This is a genomic window from Proteocatella sphenisci DSM 23131 (assembly GCF_000423525.1).
Lineage (GTDB): Bacteria > Bacillota > Clostridia > Peptostreptococcales > Filifactoraceae > Proteocatella > Proteocatella sphenisci.
Genome location: NZ_AUID01000006.1, coordinates 38,722 through 61,608 on the forward strand (window position 1 = coordinate 38,722; position 22,887 = coordinate 61,608).

The window sequence follows — 22,887 nt, forward strand, 5'->3', positions numbered from 1 at the left end:
TATTAAGTGTATATGTAAAGGAGAATACTATGAGAATACTTGCAAATGATGGAATAGATAAGATAGCGGCAGATGAATTTACAAAAAGAGGATTCCTACTGGATAAAGGGCATTATGACAAAGAGGAATTGAAGACTAAGATAAGAGATTTTGAGGTACTGATAGTAAGGTCTGCTACAAGGGTCGATAGAGATATAATAGACGCAGCAACATATGGAAAACTAAGGCTGATAGTAAGGGCTGGTGTTGGAATAGATAACATTGATGCAGGTTATGCAAAAGAAAAAGGGATAGAGGTAAGAAATACTCCAAACGCAAGCAGCGATTCTGTTGCAGAGCTGGTCCTTGGTCATATGTTTTGCCTTGCAAGATTTATTTCTATTTCAAATGTCACTATGAGAGACGGAAAGTGGAATAAGAAGGAATATGAAGGCATAGAACTCGCTGGAAAAACGCTTGGAGTCATAGGCTTTGGAAGGATTGGAAGATCGCTTGCAGAAAAAGCTTCTGCGCTTGGAATGCAAGTCATATTTCACGATACATGTGTAAAAAATCATGAGAAATTTGAATACACAGAGTTTGAAAAGCTTGTTGAAAATGCGGATTTCATATCTGTTCATACGCCTTACACAGGGAGCGCTGTAATTGGAGAAAAAGAATTTGAAAAAATGAAAAAGGGAGTATTTATAATAAATGCAGCCAGGGGAAATGTAATTGATGAAAAGGCACTTTTGCAGGCACTTAACACTGACAGGGTAAGCGGGGCTGGGGTAGATGTATTTGAAAAGGAACCTGCCGTTAATTTCGAGCTTGTGAACCATCCAAAGGTATGTGTAACGCCCCATATAGGATCGGCTACAAAAGAAGCTCAGATGAGAATAGGCAGAGAAACAATAGAGACAATAATTGATTTTTTTGATAATATAATTGACAAAGCCATATAATTTGTTCACAATATAGAGTATACAAGCAGGATTTGTTTAATAATAAGAGAAGGAGATTGGGGAAAATGATTACACTTAAACCATTTAAGGCATTAAGACCTGCAAAAGAGACCGTAAAAGATGTTGTGGCACCACCCTATGATGTTATAGATACTGCAATGGCCAGAGAACTTGGAAAGAATCCAAAAAGCCTGGTGCATGTAACTAGGAGTGAAATTCATTTTAACAAGGACCAGGATCCTTATTCACAAGAGGTTTACAAGAGTGCAAAAGAGACTCTGGAAGAATTTCAAAAAAAAGGTATACTTTTTCAAGAAGATTCAAAATCGTATTATATATATCGTCAGATAATGAACGGCAGAGCTCAAACTGGGATAGTGGGATGCGCCGCAATTGACGATTACAAGAACGGAAACATAAAGAGGCATGAGTTTACTCGCCTTGACAAGGAAGCGGACAGGATAAACCATTTTTACGCATGTGAAGCTAATACGGAGCCTGTATTTCTTTTTTGCAATGAAAATGAAAGGTTTAAGAGCTTTACAAGCAAATACACTCGTGACCACAATCCAGAATATGATTTAATTACAGATGACGGAGTTGCTCAGATACTGTGGGTGGTTAACAAAGAAGAGCATATAAAAGAAATTTCAGAAATATTTGCGGAGATGGATTCACTTTATATAGCAGATGGTCATCACAGAACTGCTTCGGCATATAATGTTGGTGTGGTTAAGAGAAAGGAAAATCCGGGTTACAGTGGAGATGAAAATTTCAATTATTTCATGTCAGTGGTATTTCCTTCAGATGAACTTTTTATTATGCCATACAACAGACTTGTAAAAGACATGAATGGTATGACCAAGGACGAATTTGTAAAAAAAATCTCAGAAAAATTTGATATAAAAAAGATATTTCTAAGTGCAGATGAAAGATTTGATTATGATGCTAAGCTTGAGAAAATACAGCCCAAAAACAAGAAACATATAACTATGATTATGGAAGAAGAATATTACAGACTTGTACCAAAAAAAGGAACTTATGATGAAAATGATTCAGTTGCATCTCTGGATGCTTCTATCTTGCAGGAAAATCTTCTTGGGAGTATACTAGGCATAAAAGATCCGAGGACGGACAAAAGGATAGAATTTTTTGGAGGAGAGAATATGCTCGAAGAAATAGAGGCAAAGCTTCTTGTGAGATACAGAAGAGGCCTTGGATTTCTTTTATATCCAACTCAGATTGAAGATATAATGAGTGTAAGTGACAATAATCAGGTGATGCCACCTAAATCAACCTGGTTTGAACCAAAATTAAAAAGTGGACTTTTTATACACAAGTTCTAAATAAAGAAAAGGATGAAATAATGAAATTACTTATTGATAGGATAATCAAAGATGGAGAAGGCAGAGAAGGTCATATAATCAAGGTGGATTCTTTTATAAATCATCAGATGGACATGAAGCTGATGGATGAGATTGGAAAAGAATTTGCAAAGAGATTTGAAGGGCTTGGGATAAACAAGATACTTACAATAGAAGCTTCGGGAATAGGGATTGCAGTAATAACCTCGGTTCACATGGACTATATACCTGTTGTATTTGCAAAAAAATCACAACCCAACACAATGACTGAACGATATTACGGGGCAGAGGTGAAATCCTTTACAAAAGGGACCGTTTCACTGGCAAAAGTCACCAAAAAATATCTAAAAGAGGGAGATAAAGTCCTTATAATTGATGACTTTATGGCTTATGGAGAGGCTTCCAGGGGACTGATAAGTCTCGTTGAGCAATCTGGCGGACAAGTTATGGGTCTGGGCGCTGTGGTAGAAAAAGCATTTCAGGGCGGCGGAAAAAAGCTCAGAGACGAAGGCTACAAGGTAGAATCTCTGGCGGTAATAAGCAAGATATATGATGATGGGACTCTCGAGTTTATGAATTATGATTCTGAGTAGATGTTGTTTGTAAAAAAGACAAAATAGAATCATCTGATAGGATTTCAAGTGTGATAATTCGGGATATACGGAACTATATACAAAAAAATCGTAAAATATTTACGATTTTTTTGGTTAAAAGTATTTACAATTTCTCGGCGATTGTATATAATTGAGTCATAAACAGATAAAAAAAAATAAAGGGAGATTGATATGAAAAAAATATTATCACTGGCTTTAATTTTAGTTCTTTCACTTACTGCACTGGTTGGATGCGGCTCAGGCGGCGATTCCACAGAAGAAGGCGGCGCGGATCCTATAACTGTTGGATTTATATACGTTGGACCTGTAGGTGACGGCGGATTTACAGATGCCCATGACAGAGGAAGACTTTACCTTGAAGAAAAACTTGGAGACAAGGTAAGAACTATCTATCAGGAAAGTGTTCCTGAAACAATGCAGGATGTAAAAAATGCGGCAAAGATAATGATAGACGAAGGAGCTTCAATAATATTCTCTACAAGCTTTGGTTTCATGGATGCAACTGAAGAACTTGCAACAGAATATCCAGATGTTAAATTCATGCATTTCTCCGGATATAAGATGAATGATACAAACTTTGGAAACTACTTTGGAGCTATGGAAGAGGCAAGATATCTTTCTGGTATTGTAGCAGGACTTAAATCAGAAACAAACAAGATTGGTTTTGTTGGTGCATTCCCACTTACAGAGCTTTTCATAGGAATAAATGCATTCACACTTGGAGCACAGTCAGTAAATCCTGAAGCAACAGTTCAGGTTATATGGACAAACTCATGGTATGACCCAGCTAAAGAAAAAGAAGCAGCAGAAGCCCTTCTTTCAGCAGGATGCGACGTAATAGCTCAGCACTGTGATACTACTGGACCACAAGTTGCTGCTCAGGAAAAAGGCGTATGGGCTATAGGATACAATTCCGATACAAAAGAATCTGCACCAGAAGCATTTATGACAGCTCCTGTGTGGAATCATGGAATATTCTATGTTGACCAGGTTCAAGCTGTAATAGATGGGACTTGGAAAGTAGACAGTTACTATGGAAATATGCTTGAGGGATACGTAGATCTTCTTCCACTTACAAGTGTTGCACCAGAAGGAGCTGCTGACAATGTTGCAGAAGTTAGAGCTCAGATTGAAAGTGGAGACTTTAACCCATTTACCGGACCTATAAAGAATCAGGCGGGAGATGTAGTGGTAGCAGAAGGTGAAAAACTTACAAGAGATCAAATCTGGCAGATGAACTATCTTGTTAAGGGAGTAAAAGGAACAACTAAATAATAACATATAATGTTATCATTCTCAGAGCATGACTGCCATGTTCTGAGAATGCATTTTTATTTTAATTTAAATAGTTTGTGGAGGAAAAATGCAAAAGAATAAAGCTGTAGAAATGATTGATATTTCAAAGAGCTTTGGGAGCATTAAGGCGAATGAAAACGTCAATCTGACCATATACGAAGGAGAAGTACATGCGTTGCTTGGTGAAAACGGAGCGGGCAAGAGTACACTTATGAACATGCTTTCGGGAATATACCGTCCTGACAGCGGTTCTATTTTTGTCTATGGAGAAGAAAAACATTTTGATTCACCCAGTGAACCTATTGAACTTGGAATAGGTATGATACATCAGCACTTCAAGCTCATAGATGTACTTACTGCTAAAGAAAACATAATACTTGGACAAAAGGGAAGCTTCTTTATAAAAGGCAAGGCCCTGACTAAAGAAATCAGAGCCATATCTGATAAATACAGACTGGATGTAGATCCTGGTAAAAAAGTATATAATATGTCAGTTGGGGAAAAACAGACTCTGGAAATAATAAAAGTACTTTATCGTGGGGCAAAGATACTCATAATGGACGAGCCTACAGCTGTCCTGACTCCACAAGAGATAAAGAGGCTTTTTAAAATTATCAATAATATGAAAGAAAGCGGTTGTTCAATAATCATCATAACTCACAAGATGAATGAAGTAATGGAGATAAGTGACAGAGTTACGGTACTTAGAAAAGGAAAGTCAATCCAGACGCTTGAGACCAAAAAAACAACTTCATCAGAGCTAGTTGAGATGATGGTTGGAAAGGCAGTGGATCTTTCTATAGAAAAGCCTCAGATCATAAAATCCGAAAAACCCATGCTGGAACTTGATGAAGTTACTGTGCTGGACAAAGATAAAAGATATGCGCTTAAAGATGTTACCTTTAGTGTTCACGGAGGAGAGATACTCGGAGTTGCGGGACTTGCAGGAAGTGGACAAAAAGAACTTTGTGAGACCATCGCTGGGCTCATGAAGACCAATTCTGGAAGAATATATTTTGAAGGCGAGAATATAATAGATAAGAGCCCAAGAGAAATTATAAATATGGGAGTAAGAATGGGATTCATACCCGAAGATAGGCTTGGAATGGGTCTTGTAGGCTCTATGGACATTGTAGATAATATAATCTTAAAGGATTATCAAAATCAGCCAGGTATATTCCTTAACAAGAAGATAATGGAATCCAAGGCCCATGAGATAGTAGAAAGACTTGAAATATCTACACCCAATATATACCACCCTGTAAGAAAGCTTTCTGGTGGTAATATTCAAAAGGTCTTACTTGGAAGAGAGATAGATGCCAATCCCAAGCTTCTCATAACAGCATATCCGGTTAGAGGGCTAGACATTGGAGCTTCGTATAAGATATATGACCTCTTAAATGAACAAAAGAAAAAAGGCACTGCGGTACTCTTTATAGGAGAGGACCTGGATGTTCTGCTTGAGATATGCGACAGAATAGCAGTCGTTTATGAGGGGCGAATGACAGGAATAGTAGACACTGCTACGACTACAAAAGAACAAGTCGGGGTGCTTATGGCAGGTGGAACTATGGAAGACGTAGAAAAGCTTGCCATAGAACAGAAAAAAGAAGACTTGAAAGATAAAGCACAAAAGAAGGAGGTGAAATAATTGCTAAATTATAATATAATTAAAAAAGATGAGCTTGAAGGTAAACAGGCCATGATGGTAAGGGCCTTAGCAATTATTCTATCTTTTGTATTTACAGGCATATTCATGGCGATAATTGGATACAATCCTGTTCAGGTTTTTACAAAGATGATTTCAGGTGCCCTTGGAACTGAGATGAGAATACAAGAGACCATAACAAAGGCTATACCTCTTGTAATAACTTCGCTGGGTATACTTGTGGCATTCAAGATGAAGTTTTGGAACATCGGAGGAGAAGGACAAATTATGATGGGTGCCCTGGGTGCATCCTATATTGCCTTAAACTATGCTGACAACATGGCATCATTTCCCCTGCTCCTGCTTATGGCACTGGCATCTATAGTATGTGGGGGACTTTGGGCACTCATACCTGCATTTTTCAAGGTAAAACTGGGGACCAACGAGACTATATTCACGCTGATGCTAAACTATATAGCTATAAAGATAGTTCAGTACCTCCAGTATGGACCATGGAAGGACCCTAATGCTTCGGGATTTCCAAAGGTTGCCAGCTTTGCTCCAAATGCTCATCTTCCCAGCCTTTTTGGTGTTCATATAGGATGGATTATAGCCCTGATACTTTCGGCGGCTATGTACATTTTTATGAAATATACAAAAAAAGGTTACGAGATAGAAGTAGTTGGGGAGAGCCCTAACACTGCAAAGTATTCGGGTATGAACGTAAACGGAATTATTATAATGGCGCTTGTAATATCAGGAGGCCTTTGTGGCCTTGTTGGAATGATCCAGGCTTCTGCTATTGAAAAAACGCTTACTTCAACGCTTTCAGGAGGACTTGGCTTTACAGCTATAATAACTACCTGGCTGTCTGGGTTAAAACCTCACTTTATATTGATAACTTCTCTTGCTTTTGCGGTTCTTTTGCAAGGCGGGGTTTATATTCAGATAGCTATGCAGATACCCTCTGCAGTTGCTGAAATGATTCAAGGGATAATACTTTTCTTTGTACTTGGAAGTGAATTCTTTATAAGATATAAGTTTGTAAAGGGGGATAAATAATGTGGATTGATATTTTTGCAGCGGCTATAACTGCTGGAACACCCCTTCTTTTTGCAACAATAGGAGAGATATACACACAAAGAGTTGGAAACACGAACCTTGGAGTAGAGGGTATGATGATAATGGGAGCTGTGGTAGGATTTTCTACTGGATACATCACTCAAAACGCTGCGCTTGCCCTGCTTGGAGCTATACTTGCCGGTGCGGCGGGAGCGCTCATATATGCGGTGATAACTATAACTCTAAGGGCAAATCAGATTGTTACCGGGCTTGCACTGACTATATTTGGAACTGGATTTGCAAGTTTTGTGGGAAAACCTTATGTAGGAAAAGTTGCTCCTGAAGCTATAAAGAGCTTCTTTCGAGTAGTTGAGATTCCACTTCTTTCAGACATACCCTTTATAGGAGCGGTGCTCTTTAAGCATGATGTATTTGTATATCTGGGCTATATAGTTACTTTTTGGACGCTCATATATTTTTATAAGACAAGATGGGGGCTTAACCTAAGATCCATTGGAGAAAGTGCTGCTTCGGCAGATGCATCTGGTATAAACATAGGTGTCTACAAATATGTCCACACTATAATAGGTGGAGCTCTAGCAGGTCTTGGCGGGGCATATCTTTCACTTGTTACTATACCTGTATGGCAAGAGGGAGTTACGGGAGGAAGAGGCTGGATTGCAGTAGCTCTTGTAATATTTGCATCATGGAAACCTGTAAAAGCAATGTTTGGAGCTCTTCTTTTTGGAGGACTCGATATAATTGGCTTCAGGCTCCAGGGGATGGGAATACACGTTTCTCAATATCTTATAGACATGCTGCCTTACCTGACAACTATTGTGGTACTTATAATAAGTACCAGAAAAAACAAACCAGAGGACATGCCTCCTGCGGATTTGAGCATACCTTACTTTAGAGAAGAAAGATAGGATATTACTTTTTTTGTCAAATAATATTTTAACGCCGGAGAGGCTGAGAAATCAGTTTTTTCTGGCGTTTTTTAATTATGCGCATGATAGAAGAGCCTTTTACTGGGTATAAATTTTGGAATAGGCAAGTTCAAGGATGAACTGAAATTTCAAAGGGCAGGGAGTTGACAATTTATGAGATGGTTCAGGAGAAGTGCGATCAGAAGTAGTGGTGTTATTTTAATGGTTTTCATAATAAGTATATTTTCTATTTATGCTGTCATTTCATACAAAACTGTCGGAGATTTTTTTGAAAAGAGTAGCAGGGCGGGGCTTTTTAAGGACGCAGTAGCTATTTCATCTGAAATAGAAAGCACCATAAGCAGATATGATATTCTGGTAAAACAGATGGCAGCCAATCATGATTTTCGTGCACTTGCCATAGAAATTAAGAATAAAAAATATAAACGCTCACATCCGCTCTATAAAAGAGCTGTGGACCAACTTAAGGGAATAAAGTCAATAGATGATAGCATTGCTCTTGTATATATAGCGCCAAGCAGTATAAATGACATAATAGCAGACCTTTATGATCATGATATGGCGGAGGGCTTTGATCTTGATACCAGAATCTGGTACAAAGAGATGGTAAATACCCAGAAAATGAATCTGAGCGCTCCGTATGTAGATGCGCGAACTGGGAGTGTGGCTGTTACTATAGCAAGACCCCTTTATAATGAAGGAATTATAGCGGGTGCAGTAGCGATAGATATAATGATAGATGATATTTATAAAATGATGAGTGAGTATAAGGTTGGAGAAAACGGATACATCCTTATTTTAAACCAGAATGGAAAAGTAATATATCACCCAGAATTAAATATCTCTAGAGAAACGGACATAGCTGACGCAGATTATTATCTGTCAGATATGAAGAATGTGATTTTATCAGGCCAATCGGGAGTTGTGGAATATGAGACCAATAACAGGAAGAACTATATGGCTTATGTTCCGGTAAATCATTCAAATCTTGTGGTGGCAGCAATCATTCCAAAATCCGAGGTAATAATGCCGGTACAAAATTTTCTTAAATCAAATCTGATAATACTGTCTGGAATAATAGCAGCTATTGCCGCATTTATAATAAGCCTGACAGGCAGAATAACCAGGCCTATAATCGAAATGTCGGAGAATATAGAGCGCTATGAAAAATCTGATCGCAGAATTACAATACCGGAAAAATATTTTCAAAGAACTGATGAAATAGGGATTTTGGCCAAGGAACTGGATTATATGAGTAGGAGCATAGAAAAGAATATAGTGGATATGGATGATAGAAATAAGGAACTTTTTGAGGAAATAGAAAGAAGAAAAACTATCCAGATGGATATACATCGCCTTAAAAATTTTGACGGCCTCACAAAGCTTTATAATACGGATTACTTTGAGTTTATGGTAGCCAGTTTTATAGACAAAAATCCTTCGCCAGGAAATATACACTCTATGATATTAATAAATATAGACAACTTCAGACTCATAAATGAAGCAAGAGGATTTGAATTTGGAAATCAGGTACTGCTTACCTTTTCAAGGAAGTTGACAGAACTGGCAGATGAAAAAGATATAGTTGCAAGACTGGGAAATGATGAATTTGCAGTATTTAAGACAGGTGTTGAAAACTACGAGCAGCTATATAAGTTTATAGTCGATTTTAGCACAGAGATCAACAATTATCACAAAGTAGCAGGAGAAGGTATGTTTGTTAATGTGACTATGGGAATCAGCGTGTATCCATCTGATGCAGGCAACTGTCAAGAGCTTTTGAAAAAAGCCACATCTGCACTCAACAATGCCAAAAATGACACGAGTATGGACTTTGAATTCTTTAATATGGACATAAACAAACAATCAGTATATAAATATGAGCTTAAAAACAGGCTCAGATATGCCCTCGAAAAAGAAGAGCTCATGGTATATTATCAGCCGCAGATAGATATGAAAACAAAAAAGGTCAAGGGCATGGAAGCCTTGCTGAGATGGAAACATGATGGTGAAATGATTCCACCAGACAAGTTTATACCAGTAGCTGAAGAGTACAACCTTATAATTCCGATTGGAGAGTGGGTACTTAGAAATGTCTGCAAATTTGGGTATGAATTACACAAAAGAGGCTGGGACATACAAGTAGCGGTAAATCTCTCCAGAATACAGTTCAAGAATCCATATATAGTTTCTCTTGTGAGCGATGTTTTGATTGAGACCAAACTCCCTCCGCATCTGCTCGAGTTAGAGATAACAGAAAGCATCCTGATGGATAATGAGCAAGAGTGTGAAATAATACTTGAGAGTTTCAGAAATATGGGGATAAAGACTGCAATAGACGATTTTGGAACGGGTTATTCTTCGCTTTCTTACCTCAAAAAATTTGCAGTAGACAGGATAAAGATAGACAGGACCTTTATAAAAGAAATTCCTGAAAAAGATGATGGGGCCATTGCTAAAATAATAATAGAGCTTGCTTCGGTACTTCACCTGGATGTTATTGCAGAGGGCGTAGAGACTGGAAAACAGATGGATTTTCTTATCAACAACAGCTGCCTGTTAGCTCAGGGCTTCCTGTTTTCAAGACCACTCAGCAACGAGTATATAATAGAGTTTATTGAAAAAAACCAAGATGTCAAACATGAAGATGGTTAAAATGTTTTACAAATGTAGTATAATATAACAAAATACAATAAGAGGAGAACAGTATATGAAAAATCTCGCAGATGCAAAGTATCTTTATGAAAACCGTGACAAGGTCGTAGTAATAGATGCTACCAACAATTTTATGATAGCTTCAGAGGGAAGAGAAAAATATGAAAAAAGGCATATTGAAGGCGCATTTCATATAGATCTGAAAAACGATATGTGCAGGCCTGTTACAGAGCATGGAGGAAGAGATCCGCTTCCAGAGGACATGAACTCATTCCGGGAAAAACTCGAGGAATATGGGATAAGCACAAACACAGAGGTTGTAGTTTATGATGAGGATATTGTTCCTGCCAGCCGTTTCTGGTGGATGTGCAAGTATATAGGCCCAATAAATGTGAAAATTCTCGACGGTGGAATAAAATCTTGGACACAGAGCGGATATGAGCTCACTGACAAAATTCCTCCACTTCCTGAAAAAGGGAAAATAGAAATGAAATTAAACTCAGATATAATAGCAGATATAAAGGATATAAGAAGAGCCATTGATGATGATGAGGTAATCATAATAGACTCAAGGTCCAATCCGAGATATACAGGAAGAGAAGAAGCCATAGACGTAAAGGCTGGACACATTCCTGGAGCTAAAAACAGCTTTTATGAAAAGGTATTGATGGATGATGGAAAATACAAGAGTCTAAATGAAATAAAGACTGTATTTGAAGGTACTGAGAATTACGGTGAAGTTATTGTACACTGTGGTTCGGGTGTATCGGGACCTGTAAACATTATAGCGCTCGATGAGATTGGAATAAAGTCAAAGCTTTATGTAGGAAGCTGGAGTGACTATATAACCTATGAGGACAGTATAATAGCTACGGGAGAAAATTAAAATGATGATTTCTTTAATTGAAGGGGTAAAGCTTAAAGCGATAACAAAAGCACTCAAAAAGAGCTTTCTATTCGCGGATATGACTGAATCGGAAATAGAAAAGGTACTCATATGCTCTGGAGCTACTGTAAAAGCCATAGATAAGAATGAAATAATATTTGATCACGATGATACTCCAAAATATCTTTTTGTGCTTTTAGAGGGGGCAGTGGCAGTTTGTAAGGATTCGATTTCTGGGAAACGCGGGATTGTAACTGTTATTGAGCGTCCTGGAGATATTTTTGGAGAAATCTATCTTTTTCTTCCAAAAAATGAATATGATTTTTACACTCTTGTAACTCATCAGGCACAAGTCATGATGATACCCAGAGAATTCTTTTCAAGTACATGCTCTAACAAGTGCAACTACCATTCCAAATTGATTGATAATATGCTGGGTATACTTGCGCAAAAAGCCTATTACCTGGGCCAGAAACTTCAGATACTTTCGAGCGGGTCTTTGAGGCAGAAAATATCTAAATATCTGCTGGACAACTGTGACAGTAAGGGATTTATCAAAATGAAAATGAACAGAGAAGTTTTTGCTGATTATCTTATAGTGGCAAGACCCTCACTTTCGAGAGAACTTTTGAAAATGCAGGACGAGGGACTGATAAATGTGGATGGAAAAAATATAAAAATTGTGGAGCTTGACGCACTCGAGGCAGAACTGTAAAAACAGCTGAGCTAAAAAATCTGAAATAAAAAATAACCAAAATTTAATAAAAAGCCCAAAATCCGTAATAAATGTTACGGATTTTTTGTTTTTGATGTAGTATTATTAAGTTACAGAAACAGTTCAGACAAAAAAATAAAAAATATATATTAAGTCATATAATCTAATTGATGAGAAAAGGAAGGTACAAAATGAAAGTAACTAAAGATATGATAATGGGAGATATACTGAGAATGGAAATGGGGCTTGCTCCAATATTTATGGAAAACGGAATGCACTGCCTTGGATGTCCTTCAGCTCAGCTGGAGTCACTTGAAGAAGCATGCGCTGTACATGAAATAGATCCGGACGCTTTAACTGCAAAACTTAATGCTTACCTTGAAAAAAAGGGGTGCTAATATGAGTGCATTTTTAGGACCTATACACCACTGGCTTTTTAACAAGATTCAGTTTCAGGATCAGATGGTAGAAAATGTTATTGCCTATGCAGAAACTTTTGGAAAAGAAGATAATTTAAGAGAGCAATTGAGACTTAAATATGGAGAGCTTGAAAAACAGCCTCTTGAAGATATAATAGACGGCTCAAATATCCACGGATGGCTTCAAGACAGGGTTATAGTTGTAGAAAACAGACTTGCGGAACTTGTTGTAGATTTACTTGCCGCAGATCCTGAAAGAATAAAAGATCTAAAGAGGATATTTTTTGAATCAGGTAAAGAAAAGAGCGCGGCAGGTATAGACAGCGCGGATATGATATACAGATTCCTCAGTGACAACCTTCTTGATGGAATGCCGTGTGACAGAGCAAATAAGGTTCTTACAGAAGAAGATGATCATGCCGTTTGGGTAAGAAATACATGCGTACACAAGCCTTACTGGGATGCGGTTGGCGGAGACATTTCGCTTTATTATGATCTGAGAGCCTCTCTAATAGAAGGTATGCTTTATGGAAGTAATTTTGAATATATAAGAGCTGATGAAAACACTAACGAAATAAAGCGTAAATAAAAAGGAGAAACTGATGAAAAGCGTAGATATACTTGTAAAAGAGCACGATAATATACTGGCGTTTCTGGGCACGGTAAATAATGCCTGCCTGTATGTAATTGAAGGTCAGGAGCCAGACACCGGAGATTTCAGGAAGATGATAGATTTTGTAAGAACTTATGCTGACGGACATCATCATGGCAAGGAAGAAAAATTTCTTTTTGATCATATGATAAAAGAACTTGGAAAGATAGGCAAAAACCTCATAACCCACGGGATGATGGTAGAGCATGACCTTGGGAGACTCTATATGTCTGATCTTGAAAAGGCGCTTGACAGCTATGACGAAAAACCTTCAACTCAGGCAAAGCTTGGAATAGTTGCAAATGCGGCGGGCTATGCGTCGCTTCTTGAGAGACACATAGAAAAAGAGAACACTCTGGTATTCAGATATGCACAGAAAAATCTTTCTAAAGAATCTATAGAGAAAGTCAACGAAGACAGTGACAGATTTGAAGAAAAAGCTCTTGCAGATGGCGTAGTAGATAAATATATGGCACTTCTTGAAGAAATGACTACAAAATACAGCAGATAGAAATAACTTTATTAAATAAAATAGTAGACTAAAACCGTATGTACCTTGATAAAAAAGGGTTTATGCGGTTTTTTTGTATGCACATGGAAATTTATCACAAGAAATAACTTCCCTTTTATGCTCCTTTAAAGTATAATAAGAGTGTAAAAGGGAAAAAAGAAAGGTGATGTTTTTATGGGACATAGAGAAAAACTTGTTGAGCTGATTAAAAAGAACAATGGTTTGTTATTGACAAAGGATGCAGAAGCACAAGGTATCCCCAGAAAATATTTGTCTATATTAAATAAAGAAGGATTGTTAGAACGAGTAGCTCAAGGTGTCTACTTATCACCTGATGCTTTTGAGGATAAAATGTATATTATACAGGCAAGAGCAGGAAAAGCTATTTTTTCTCATGAAACCGCTCTGTATCTTCATGACTTAGCCGATCGAGATCCTATTGAATTATCTGTGACAGTACCTTATGGCTATAATGCTTCGAACTTGAAATGTCAGGGTATTAAAGTTCATAAAGTAAAAAAGGAACTTCATGAATTGGGAGTCATCGAGATGAAAACGATGTTCGACAGGCCAATAAGAGTATACGATAAAGAGAGGACAATCTGCGATATTATTTGCAATCGTAATAATATGGATATTTCAATTTTAAATGACGCGCTAAAAAGATATATGAGAAATAAAGAAAAAAATATTAACCAATTATTAAAATATGCAAAAGAGCTCAGGATTTACAACATAACAAGAAAATACGCGGAGATGTTCCAATGAAAATAGATATTACTACAGGAGACAAAATAACACCAGGAGAAATTGTATATGAATTCAATTTGCTTTTGGAAAATCGAAGCATTCAAATTTTAACCTATAATATCGAAACTGTAGTTGCTGAAAAAATGGAGACCCTTATTTCAAGAGGTATTACAAATACAAGAATGAGAGATTTTTACGACTTGTATATCTTGTTAAAACTGCAAAATGAGAACATTAAAAGTGATTTTTTGAAGGAGGCTTTATTTGAGACAGCTAAACGGAGAAACTCACTCCGTAATCTACAATATGGAGAAGAGGTGATTAATGATATTTTTGAAGATCAACTTCTTCAGGAGTATTGGAGAAGATATCAGAAGGAATATAGCTACGCTGAGGATGTTTCGTGGAAAGATATAAGAGATGCAGTGGCTTATTTATGGGATATGACTGAATTTGTTAATATTTAATTATAAGATTACATCAAAAACCCTCCGGTCTGCACTTAAGCAGATTTCGGAGGGTTTTTTGAAGATCTATCTTTTTTAAATTCTATTTCTTTTTAATTATATCAGTTCCCATGTAAGATACTAAAATATCTGGGATTTTGACACTACCATCGGCCATCTGGTAGTTTTCAAGTATAGCTGCCACTGCTCTTCCTATTGCTAGTCCAGAACCGTTTATAGTGTGAACGAATTCTGGTTTTGAAGCTTTGTCACGCTTGAATCTTATGTTGGCTCTTCTTGACTGGAAGTCTTCAAAGTTTGAACATGAAGAAATCTCTACATATCTTCCGTAGCTTGGCATCCATACTTCAAGGTCGTATTTAAAGGCTGCAGTAAAGCCGAGGTCTCCAGAACATATCTGAACTACTCTGTAAGGAAGTCCTAGCATCTGAAGCATTGTTTCTGCATCGGCAGTAAGTTTTTCAAGTTCTTGGTATGAATCTTCAGGTTTTGTAAATTTTACAAGCTCAACTTTGTTGAACTGGTGCTGTCTTATAAGGCCTCTTGTATCTCTGCCTGCTGAACCCGCCTCTGCTCTGAAACATGGTGTATAGGCGCAGTATTTTAGAGTAAGCTCATCTGCGTTAAGGATTTCGTCTCTGTGGATATTAGTAATTGGGACCTCTGCCGTTGGTACAAGGAAATAATCAAATCCCTGGAGCTTGAACATGTCATCTTCAAATTTTGGAAGCTGGCCTGTTCCGGTAAAGCTCTGTCTGTTGGCTATAAAAGGAGGAAGCATCTCTGTGTAACCATGTTTTGAAGTATGGGTATCAAGGAAAAAGTTCATCAAAGAACGCTCAAGTCTTGCACCAAGGTCCTTATAAAGTGTAAATCTGGCTCCTGTAATTTTTCCGCCTGCTTCAAAATCGAGTATACCAAGATCTGTTCCTACATCCCAGTGAGCCTTGGCCTGGAAATCAAATTTAGCGGGCTGTCCCCACTTTCTGATTTCAAGATTATCTTCATCTGTGTCACCCTTTATTACTTTTGGATTTGGGACATTTGGGATTGTAAGCATCTTGTTAAACAGCTCTGTCTCTACTGCTTTAACTTCTTCATCAAGTACTTTTATTTCATCTGAAAGTCTTTTGAGTTCAGTCATTAACTCTGTAGTATCCTTGCCTTCTTTTTTGTACTGAGGGATAAGCTTTGAATCAGCATTAGATTCGCTCTTCATAACTTCAACCTTTTGAAGAAGCTCAATCCTTTTATTGTCAAGCCTAATCACTTCCTCAAGTGAAAAGTCAGCTTCTCCCCTTAAATCCATGAGGGGTTTTATGATTTCAAGGTCTTGTTTAATACGTTTTATATCTAACATATGATACCTCCTGTATAATAATAAATTTTAAATGATTCCTGATAAAAATAAAAAAACCGCATAAAAAAACCCTTACATCCAGTAATAGGACGAAGGTTATCCGCGGTGCCACCTAAATTAGCATAAAAATGCTCAGCTCTTTGCCAGTAACGCAGGCGGCGTGCAGGTTTTCCTGCAGGCTCCAAGGTAGATTCGTATAGGTTCTCTGCAGATTCACACCAACCATCTGCTCTCTTTTTGAAAGAAACTAAACTACTTGTCCTCTTCACAGCCCTTTATTTGAATTTTAATATTGTTACTTGAATATTATCATTTAAACTGTAATTTTGCAATAGTTTTTTTGCCTCTTGTGGTATAATATGAATATCATTGCAATCAAGTAAAATTTTATGGTAAAATACATTGCATTGTTAGTAGAAAATAATGAGTGAAATATAAGGAGGAAATCATGGCAAGAAAAGGTGGAGGTTTTCCAGGCGGAGCAATGCCAGGAAACATGAATAATATGATGAAACAGGTTCAAAAGATGCAAAAAGATATGGAAGTTATGCAAGCTGAGCTTGGAGTAAAAGAAGTAGAAGCTTCAGTTGGAGGCGGCGCTGTTGTTGTTAAGGCAAATGGAAATAAAGAAGTACTTTCAATAAAAATAAATCCAGAAGTTGTTGACCCTGAAGACGTGGAGATGCTTGAAGATCTTGTGCTTACTGCGGTTAATCAGGCCCTAAAAGCAGCTGATGACATGATGACAAGCGGGATGTCAAAAATCTCGGGCACAATGGGAATGCCGGGGATGTTTTAATGCAGCACTTCTCAAACCATATTGATATATTGATAGAGCAATTTGCCAAACTTCCTGGAATAGGCAGAAAGACCGCGCAAAGGCTTGCTTTTCATGTTATAAATCTTTCTCAAGAAGAGGTTCAAGAGCTTGCAGATGCAGTCGTTAATGCAAAGGAAAATATTATGTACTGCCAGCAGTGCTGCAATATAGCAGACAGCAGCTTGTGCTCTATATGCGGAAATCCTTCAAGAGATTCGGCTATAATATGCGTGGTAGAAGACCCAAGAGATGTCGCAGCTCTGGAAAGGTCCAGAGAGTACAGAGGCAAGTACCATGTGCTGCACGGTACTATATCGCCTATGGATTCCATAACTCCAGACATGCTAAAGATAAAGGAACTCATAAAAAGACTGGCAGACACCGAACTTCAAGAAGTAATACTCGCGACCAATCCTACAATAGACGGAGAAGCTACAGCTATGTATATAGCAAGGCTGATAAAACCTTTTGGAATAAAGGTCACAAGAATAGCCCATGGACTTCCTGTAGGTGGGGATATAGAGTATGCAGATGATGTGACAATAAGCAAGGCCCTCGAGGGAAGAAGAGAATTGTAATTATATTATAAAACACAAGATATTGTGGATAAGAATGCTAAAAGCTGTGGGTAAGTGGCGAGTTATCCACAATATTTAGGGTATAAAAATATTTATAGAGTTTTAATCGTATTTTAATGTTAGGAGAAAAAATGAAAGATATCAGTATTTTTGATGTAATCGGACCAAACATGATAGGTCCATCGAGTTCTCACACTGCGGGAGCTCTCAGAATAGCCCTTATAGCATACAAACTGGCGGACAAGGATATAAAAGAAGCAAGATTTGTTCTTTATGGTTCGTTTGCCCAGACATACAGAGGCCATGGAACAGACAGAGCCCTTCTTGGCGGTATAATGGGTTTTGGAACTGAGGATGAAAGAATCAGAGATGCTTTTGAATATGCAGACAAGCTTGGAATAAAATACAGCTTTGAGACGAATTCAACAAACAAGAACGTACACCCTAATACTGTTGAGATATTTATAAAAAACTCAAAAGGTGAAGAAAAATCCATAATGGGAGAGTCAATCGGAGGCGGAAACGTTCAGGTCAAGCAGATAAATGGTGTAGAGGTTATGTTCACCGGAAAATACAGTACTATAATAGTAAGACAAAAAGACAGAAAAGGGGTTGTGGCCCATATTACCACAGCACTGAGCGACTGCGACATAAACGTTGCCTTTATGAGAGTTTACAGAACTCAAAAAGGAGAGACTGCCTACACTATAATAGAGGCTGATGAAGAGATAGACAAGAGTGTAGTGGCCAGAATACGTGAATGTGAAGATATTGAAGATACTACTATAGTAGAGATATAAGATTGGAGATAAGATGAAAGATAATAATATAAATTTTGATTTTACAAGTGCAGTAGAGCTTCTTGCTTTGGCAGAAGAAACGCAGATGAGTATAGGTGAGCTTATGCTAAGTAGAGAGGTTCAGGTTTTTGGAAAGACTAAAGAAAAGGTTCTTTCAGATCTTATGCACTCTTACCATATAATGAAAAATTCTACAAAAAAAGCGCTCAATGAAGACCTCAAATCAATGGGTGGACTTTTAGGCGGAGAAGAAAAAAAGATTATGGCAAGAATAGATAAAAAACCTGTGTGTGGAAGCTTCATGTCAAAGGTAATAGCCTATGCAATGGGAGTGCTTGAAGTGAACACTTCTATGGGTCTTATTGTAGCGGCTCCAACTGCAGGATCTTCGGGAGTTATTCCTGGTGTATTTGCGGCAATCCAGGAAGAATATGACCTCACAGATGACGAAATGATGCCTGCTATGCTTACAGCATCTGCAGTAGGGTATATAATTACAAGAAACGCAACTGTATCTGGAGCTGAAGGCGGATGCCAGGCTGAGATGGGATCAGCATCTGCAATGGCGGCAGCTGCTATAACAGAGATTATGGGTGGAACACCACTTCAGGCATTTGATGCAGCAAGCTCAGCAATGGGAAATATGCTTGGTCTTGTGTGCGACCCAATAGCTGGACTGGTTGAAGTACCTTGTCAAAAAAGAAATGCAATGGGTGCGAGCAACGCGCTTATATGTGCAGAGATGACGCTTTGTGGAGTGAATAACCACATACCTTTTGATGAAACAGTAGAGGCAATGTACCAGGTAGGAAGGTCTCTTCCTTATGAACTTAGAGAAACAGCGCTTGGTGGACTTGCAGCAACAAAGACCGGATGCAACCTTTGTTCAAAAATATTTGGCTAATCGGGAGTATTACTCCCTTTTTTACACAAAAAATCACAAAAAATGTATAAAAATTTTATATGATTTCCACAATCCTGGAGTAAAATAGTAAACAGGCGGCAAGGAGAAAAAATGAAGTATATATCATTATCGTCCGGAAGCTGTGGCAATTGTCATTATATAACAGGCAAGGACACAAAAATAGTAATAGATGCAGGGATTTCCGGAAAGCGGGCAATTGAACATCTTGCAATGCATGGTCAGAGTATGGATGGGCTCGATGCAATACTGGTTACTCATGAACACATAGATCATATACAGGCGGTTGGAATACTGAGCAGAAAATTCAATACTCCGGTATATGCCACTGAAAAAACATGGGAAAGCATGAAAAAGCACATAGGAAAAATAAAAGAAGAAAATGTAAGAGTCTTTAAAAGAGGAGATACTCTGGATATCAAGAATATAGAGGCCAAGACTTTTGAAATAAGTCACGATGCCGTAGAACCTACAGGATACACCCTAAATCAGGGTAATCAAAAAATCTCAGTAGTTACTGACATTGGATGTATTTCTGATGATGTATTTAATAATATAAAGGGTTCGGACATAGCGGTTATAGAATCAAATTATGATCCTCATATGCTCAGCTATTGCAGCTATCCCTATCCTCTCAAACAAAGAATAAGATCAGATGCGGGGCATCTTAGCAATGAAGAAGCTGGATATCTTGGAGCGGCACTTGTAAAAAGTGGGACAAGGAAACTCCTTCTTGCACATCTCAGCAAGGAGAGCAATCTTCCGGAGCTGGCGTTTCAAACTGTAGCATCTATACTTTCACAGCAGAATATAGGACCTGATGATGTAGGACTTGATGTAATGCTCAGAGGCAGGGTTTCAAAAATATACTCAATAGAATAGAGGGATGCAAAATGAAAAAAAACAAGATACTGCTTATTGCGCTCATTGGTGCAATTGTAGGAAGTATGCTTACAATAACAGTGCTTCCACTTATAAATGGGCTTCCGATTATGGGGACCGGTAATGGTGGAGCTCAGACGACTATAAACGTCTCAGAGCAAAATACAGAGAATGTATACAAGGCGGTTATAAAAAAAGCAATGCCTTCTGTTGTGGGAATTACTACAGTAGTAGATGTTGGAAATTTATTTACAGGACCCATGCAGCAGACAGGAGTCGGTACAGGCGTAATCATTGATGCAAGAGGGATGATACTTACAAACTCCCACGTTTTGGAAGATGGTGCCGGAAAAGATGTAACAGTACTTTTTGAAGATGGATCAAAGAGCAAGGCGGAAATACTGTGGACAGACAAGACCATAGATCTTGCAATGATCAAAGTTAACAAGCAGGGCCTTCAGGTAGCAGAGCTGGGAGACAGTGACAAGGTAGAAGTGGGAGATTTAGCAGTAGCCATAGGAAATCCACTCGGACTGGAATTTCAGCGTTCAGTTACAGAAGGTATCATAAGTGGACTCGAAAGAACCATACAGATAGATGCAAATGCTACCATGGACAATCTGATACAGACAAGTGCGGCAATAAACCCTGGAAACAGCGGAGGGCCTCTTCTAAATTCTAAAGGTCAGGTAATTGGCATAAATACGGCTAAGGCAAGTACAGGCGAAGGACTTGGGTTTGCAATACCTATAAACACGGCAAAACCTATTGTAGATCAGTTCATAGAGACGGGATCATACCAAAAGGTGACTCTTGGCATACAAGGCATAGATGCCCAGTATTATGAACAGGCAACGGGAATTGAAACTGGGGCAGACAGCGGAGTATTTGTAGCGAAAATTGATGAGGGATCGGTAGCAGCCAAAGCCAGCCTGATGGTAAATGATGTAATAATAAAAATGGACAATACTAAGATAGAAAACATGCAGGATCTGGTAAAATACCTGTATGGAGTCAAAAAAGGAGATACTATAAAATCAGTAGTGCTCAGAGACAGCAAAAAGGTAAATTTGGAATTTGTATTCTAGAGGCTTGAAAATTTTAAAAAAGAATATTCCCCTTGAAATCAGGCAGGACAATTCCTGGAGCATTTTAAGGGGTTTTTGTGTTAATAAGATGAAAAGTGACATCAAGAGTGGTATAATAAAGTATATTATAATAAACAGGTAAAGATTAAAATAGAAACGGAGTTGCCATGTTTTTTCAGGAAAAAACTGATATACAAAAGAGAGAAACCAGCATACCCAATACATTTTTTGAGCAGATTCTGCCAATTGTGAATCCGGTAATGCTTAAAATATACCTGTATGCATATTACCTTAGCAAGAATCAGGAATATGACCAGGAAGAATCTATAGATAGCAATGAAAGTCTTTCGGAGAAGCTCGACGTTTCCCTGGACGATGTACTGTCTTGCTGGGATTTTTTTGAATCCTGTGGGCTTATAACAAAACACAGTATCAATGATGAACAGGCCCAGTCTTTTTCGGTAGAATTTAAAAATCTCCTAAGTGTAGGACTTGCATCTAAACCATCAAAGGTAACTACAGATGAGCTTTTGGTAGCCTATCAAAATGAAGAATACAAAAAGATGTTTGATCAGATTGAACAGTCAATTCAGATTCCTCTTATGCATTATGACATGACCAAGATAAATGAATTTATAAAGCAGTATAATGTACCCAAGGACCTTGTCGTAGAAGCCGTAAAATTCAATTTGTATCGAAAAAAATCCAAGTCTGTGGCATCTGCACTTGGCATACTCAGGAACTGGTATCTCGACGGGATAAGGAGCTCTGAAGACCTCGATGTAATGCTAAGAAATAAAGAAAAGCGCTACCTTGAGTATAAGAAGATATTGGCCAGTCTTGGTGAGTATCGTCTTCCTACAAAGCCGGAAGAAGAAATGATGAACATATGGCTGGATGACTACAAGTTTACTATAGAAGTTATAGAAGATGCCCTTAGCAAGACTACTGCAATAAGAAGCCCTAATATGAATTACCTTAATGGAATACTAAAAAACTGGAATGAAAAGCTCAAAGACAAAGATGCTAAAAAAGAAAATAGTGGACCAGTATCATCGGCTATGATTGGATTTGAAAGAGAAGACAAGAATAATTTCAGAGAAAAAATATTCAAGCTTGTAAAATTTTCAAGGAAAACCATGAATAAATCAGAGATAGACAGCCTGAGTTTTTTGTATGAGCATTATCACTTTGATGATATAGAGCTTGCTGCAAAGTGGCTCAAGGAAAAAGGGACGCCGGCCAGCCTGGAGAATCTGTGCAAGATACTCCTTGATCCTTCCATGAATGAAGAATCTGAAAAAGTCACCCTGGAAGATATCAGAAATATAGAACCGGATTTTCCATCCAGGTACAAGTCAAAAGACCAGACCAAGTCAAGATCTTTGGGGGACAAACCTCAGGAAATGGACGATCTGGAAAAAAGGCTACAGAAAAAATTGTTTGAAAAACTTGCAAAAAAAGAAAAAGATATGGAAAAAAACAGTCTAAGTTAATATCTACA

23 protein-coding genes and 1 other annotated feature are annotated in these 22,887 nt (G+C 37.9%); of the genes, 22 read left to right on the forward strand and 1 reads right to left on the reverse strand.

The window, feature by feature from the left end; all coding sequences use genetic code 11:
• The first annotated feature begins 29 nt into the window (after window positions 1–29).
• From G558_RS0102680 to G558_RS12190, 15 genes are all read left to right on the forward strand, one after another.
• Window positions 30–944 carry a D-2-hydroxyacid dehydrogenase gene (locus tag G558_RS0102680; protein WP_036931449.1) on the forward strand — a complete coding sequence of 305 codons (915 nt, stop codon included), beginning with the start codon at window positions 30–32 and terminating at the stop codon, window positions 942–944.
• Window positions 945–1,009: 65 nt separating this feature from the next.
• A complete protein-coding gene (locus G558_RS0102685) occupies window positions 1,010–2,290 on the forward strand; it encodes a DUF1015 domain-containing protein (RefSeq protein WP_028828790.1) in 1,281 nt (426 codons plus the stop codon).
• Between the two features lie 20 nt (window positions 2,291–2,310).
• On the forward strand, window positions 2,311–2,901 hold the full coding sequence (locus G558_RS0102690; protein WP_028828791.1) for a xanthine phosphoribosyltransferase: 591 nt from the start codon (window positions 2,311–2,313) through the stop codon (window positions 2,899–2,901).
• A 192-nt stretch (window positions 2,902–3,093) separates the two neighbouring features.
• A complete protein-coding gene (locus G558_RS0102695; RefSeq protein ID WP_028828792.1) occupies window positions 3,094–4,197 on the forward strand; it encodes a BMP family ABC transporter substrate-binding protein in 1,104 nt (367 codons plus the stop codon).
• Between the two features lie 88 nt (window positions 4,198–4,285).
• The gene (locus G558_RS12180) at window positions 4,286–5,869 is read left to right on the forward strand and encodes an ABC transporter ATP-binding protein (protein WP_051188421.1); all 1,584 of its coding nucleotides are present in this window, start codon (window positions 4,286–4,288) and stop codon (window positions 5,867–5,869) included.
• The gene (locus G558_RS0102705; RefSeq protein ID WP_028828793.1) at window positions 5,870–6,928 is read left to right on the forward strand and encodes an ABC transporter permease; all 1,059 of its coding nucleotides are present in this window, start codon (window positions 5,870–5,872) and stop codon (window positions 6,926–6,928) included. It abuts the gene before it with no gap.
• Window positions 6,928–7,857 carry an ABC transporter permease gene (locus G558_RS0102710; RefSeq protein WP_028828794.1) on the forward strand — a complete coding sequence of 310 codons (930 nt, stop codon included), beginning with the start codon at window positions 6,928–6,930 and terminating at the stop codon, window positions 7,855–7,857. The genes G558_RS0102705 and G558_RS0102710 overlap by 1 nt, the downstream gene beginning before the upstream one ends.
• 174 nt (window positions 7,858–8,031) lie before the next feature.
• Complete coding sequence (locus G558_RS13310) at window positions 8,032–10,533, forward strand: bifunctional diguanylate cyclase/phosphodiesterase (RefSeq protein ID WP_084502797.1); 2,502 nt, start codon at window positions 8,032–8,034, stop codon at window positions 10,531–10,533.
• A 55-nt stretch (window positions 10,534–10,588) separates the two neighbouring features.
• Window positions 10,589–11,419, forward strand: a complete 831-nt coding sequence (locus tag G558_RS0102720; RefSeq protein ID WP_028828796.1) for a sulfurtransferase — start codon at window positions 10,589–10,591, stop codon at window positions 11,417–11,419.
• A gap of 1 nt (window position 11,420) precedes the next feature.
• Window positions 11,421–12,134, forward strand: coding sequence for a Crp/Fnr family transcriptional regulator (locus G558_RS0102725; protein ID WP_242825199.1), 714 nt, complete (start codon window positions 11,421–11,423; stop codon window positions 12,132–12,134).
• A 191-nt stretch (window positions 12,135–12,325) separates the two neighbouring features.
• Window positions 12,326–12,532 carry a DUF1858 domain-containing protein gene (locus G558_RS0102730; RefSeq protein ID WP_028828798.1) on the forward strand — a complete coding sequence of 69 codons (207 nt, stop codon included), beginning with the start codon at window positions 12,326–12,328 and terminating at the stop codon, window positions 12,530–12,532.
• Between the two features lies 1 nt (window position 12,533).
• Window positions 12,534–13,142, forward strand: coding sequence for a hypothetical protein (locus G558_RS0102735; protein WP_028828799.1), 609 nt, complete (start codon window positions 12,534–12,536; stop codon window positions 13,140–13,142).
• 13 nt (window positions 13,143–13,155) lie between these two features.
• On the forward strand, window positions 13,156–13,716 hold the full coding sequence (locus G558_RS0102740) for a hemerythrin domain-containing protein (RefSeq protein ID WP_028828800.1): 561 nt from the start codon (window positions 13,156–13,158) through the stop codon (window positions 13,714–13,716).
• Window positions 13,717–13,890: 174 nt separating this feature from the next.
• Window positions 13,891–14,484 (forward strand): type IV toxin-antitoxin system AbiEi family antitoxin domain-containing protein, encoded by a 594-nt coding sequence (locus G558_RS0102745; protein WP_028828801.1) that lies wholly within the window; start codon window positions 13,891–13,893, stop codon window positions 14,482–14,484.
• Complete coding sequence (locus G558_RS12190) at window positions 14,481–14,933, forward strand: nucleotidyl transferase AbiEii/AbiGii toxin family protein (RefSeq protein ID WP_051188422.1); 453 nt, start codon at window positions 14,481–14,483, stop codon at window positions 14,931–14,933. Before G558_RS0102745 ends, G558_RS12190 begins: the two co-directional genes overlap by 4 nt.
• A gap of 82 nt (window positions 14,934–15,015) precedes the next feature.
• On the opposite strand, the gene serS is transcribed toward G558_RS12190, so the two are convergent.
• Window positions 15,016–16,293 (reverse strand): serine--tRNA ligase, encoded by a 1,278-nt coding sequence (gene serS / locus G558_RS0102755; RefSeq protein ID WP_028828802.1) that lies wholly within the window; start codon window positions 16,291–16,293, stop codon window positions 15,016–15,018.
• Between the two features lie 82 nt (window positions 16,294–16,375).
• Window positions 16,376–16,571 (reverse strand) — a binding site (T-box leader).
• Between the two features lie 170 nt (window positions 16,572–16,741).
• Between serS and G558_RS0102765 the strand changes: the two genes are divergently transcribed.
• From G558_RS0102765 to G558_RS12195, 7 genes are all read left to right on the forward strand, one after another.
• Entirely contained in the window at window positions 16,742–17,092 is a 351-nt protein-coding gene (locus G558_RS0102765) for a YbaB/EbfC family nucleoid-associated protein (protein WP_028828804.1), read from the forward strand.
• On the forward strand, window positions 17,092–17,691 hold the full coding sequence (recR, locus tag G558_RS0102770; protein WP_028828805.1) for a recombination mediator RecR: 600 nt from the start codon (window positions 17,092–17,094) through the stop codon (window positions 17,689–17,691). The genes G558_RS0102765 and recR overlap by 1 nt, the downstream gene beginning before the upstream one ends.
• A 131-nt stretch (window positions 17,692–17,822) precedes the next feature.
• Entirely contained in the window at window positions 17,823–18,491 is a 669-nt protein-coding gene (gene sdaAB / locus G558_RS0102775) for an L-serine ammonia-lyase, iron-sulfur-dependent subunit beta (RefSeq protein ID WP_028828806.1), read from the forward strand.
• A gap of 13 nt (window positions 18,492–18,504) precedes the next feature.
• Window positions 18,505–19,395 (forward strand): L-serine ammonia-lyase, iron-sulfur-dependent, subunit alpha, encoded by an 891-nt coding sequence (sdaAA, locus tag G558_RS0102780; protein WP_028828807.1) that lies wholly within the window; start codon window positions 18,505–18,507, stop codon window positions 19,393–19,395.
• A gap of 111 nt (window positions 19,396–19,506) precedes the next feature.
• Window positions 19,507–20,295 carry an MBL fold metallo-hydrolase gene (locus G558_RS0102785; protein ID WP_028828808.1) on the forward strand — a complete coding sequence of 263 codons (789 nt, stop codon included), beginning with the start codon at window positions 19,507–19,509 and terminating at the stop codon, window positions 20,293–20,295.
• An 11-nt stretch (window positions 20,296–20,306) separates the two neighbouring features.
• Window positions 20,307–21,383, forward strand: coding sequence for a serine protease HtrA (gene htrA / locus G558_RS0102790; RefSeq protein ID WP_028828809.1), 1,077 nt, complete (start codon window positions 20,307–20,309; stop codon window positions 21,381–21,383).
• Between the two features lie 167 nt (window positions 21,384–21,550).
• A complete protein-coding gene (locus tag G558_RS12195) occupies window positions 21,551–22,879 on the forward strand; it encodes a DnaD domain protein (RefSeq protein WP_036931453.1) in 1,329 nt (442 codons plus the stop codon).
• The last annotated feature ends 8 nt before the right edge of the window (window positions 22,880–22,887 follow it).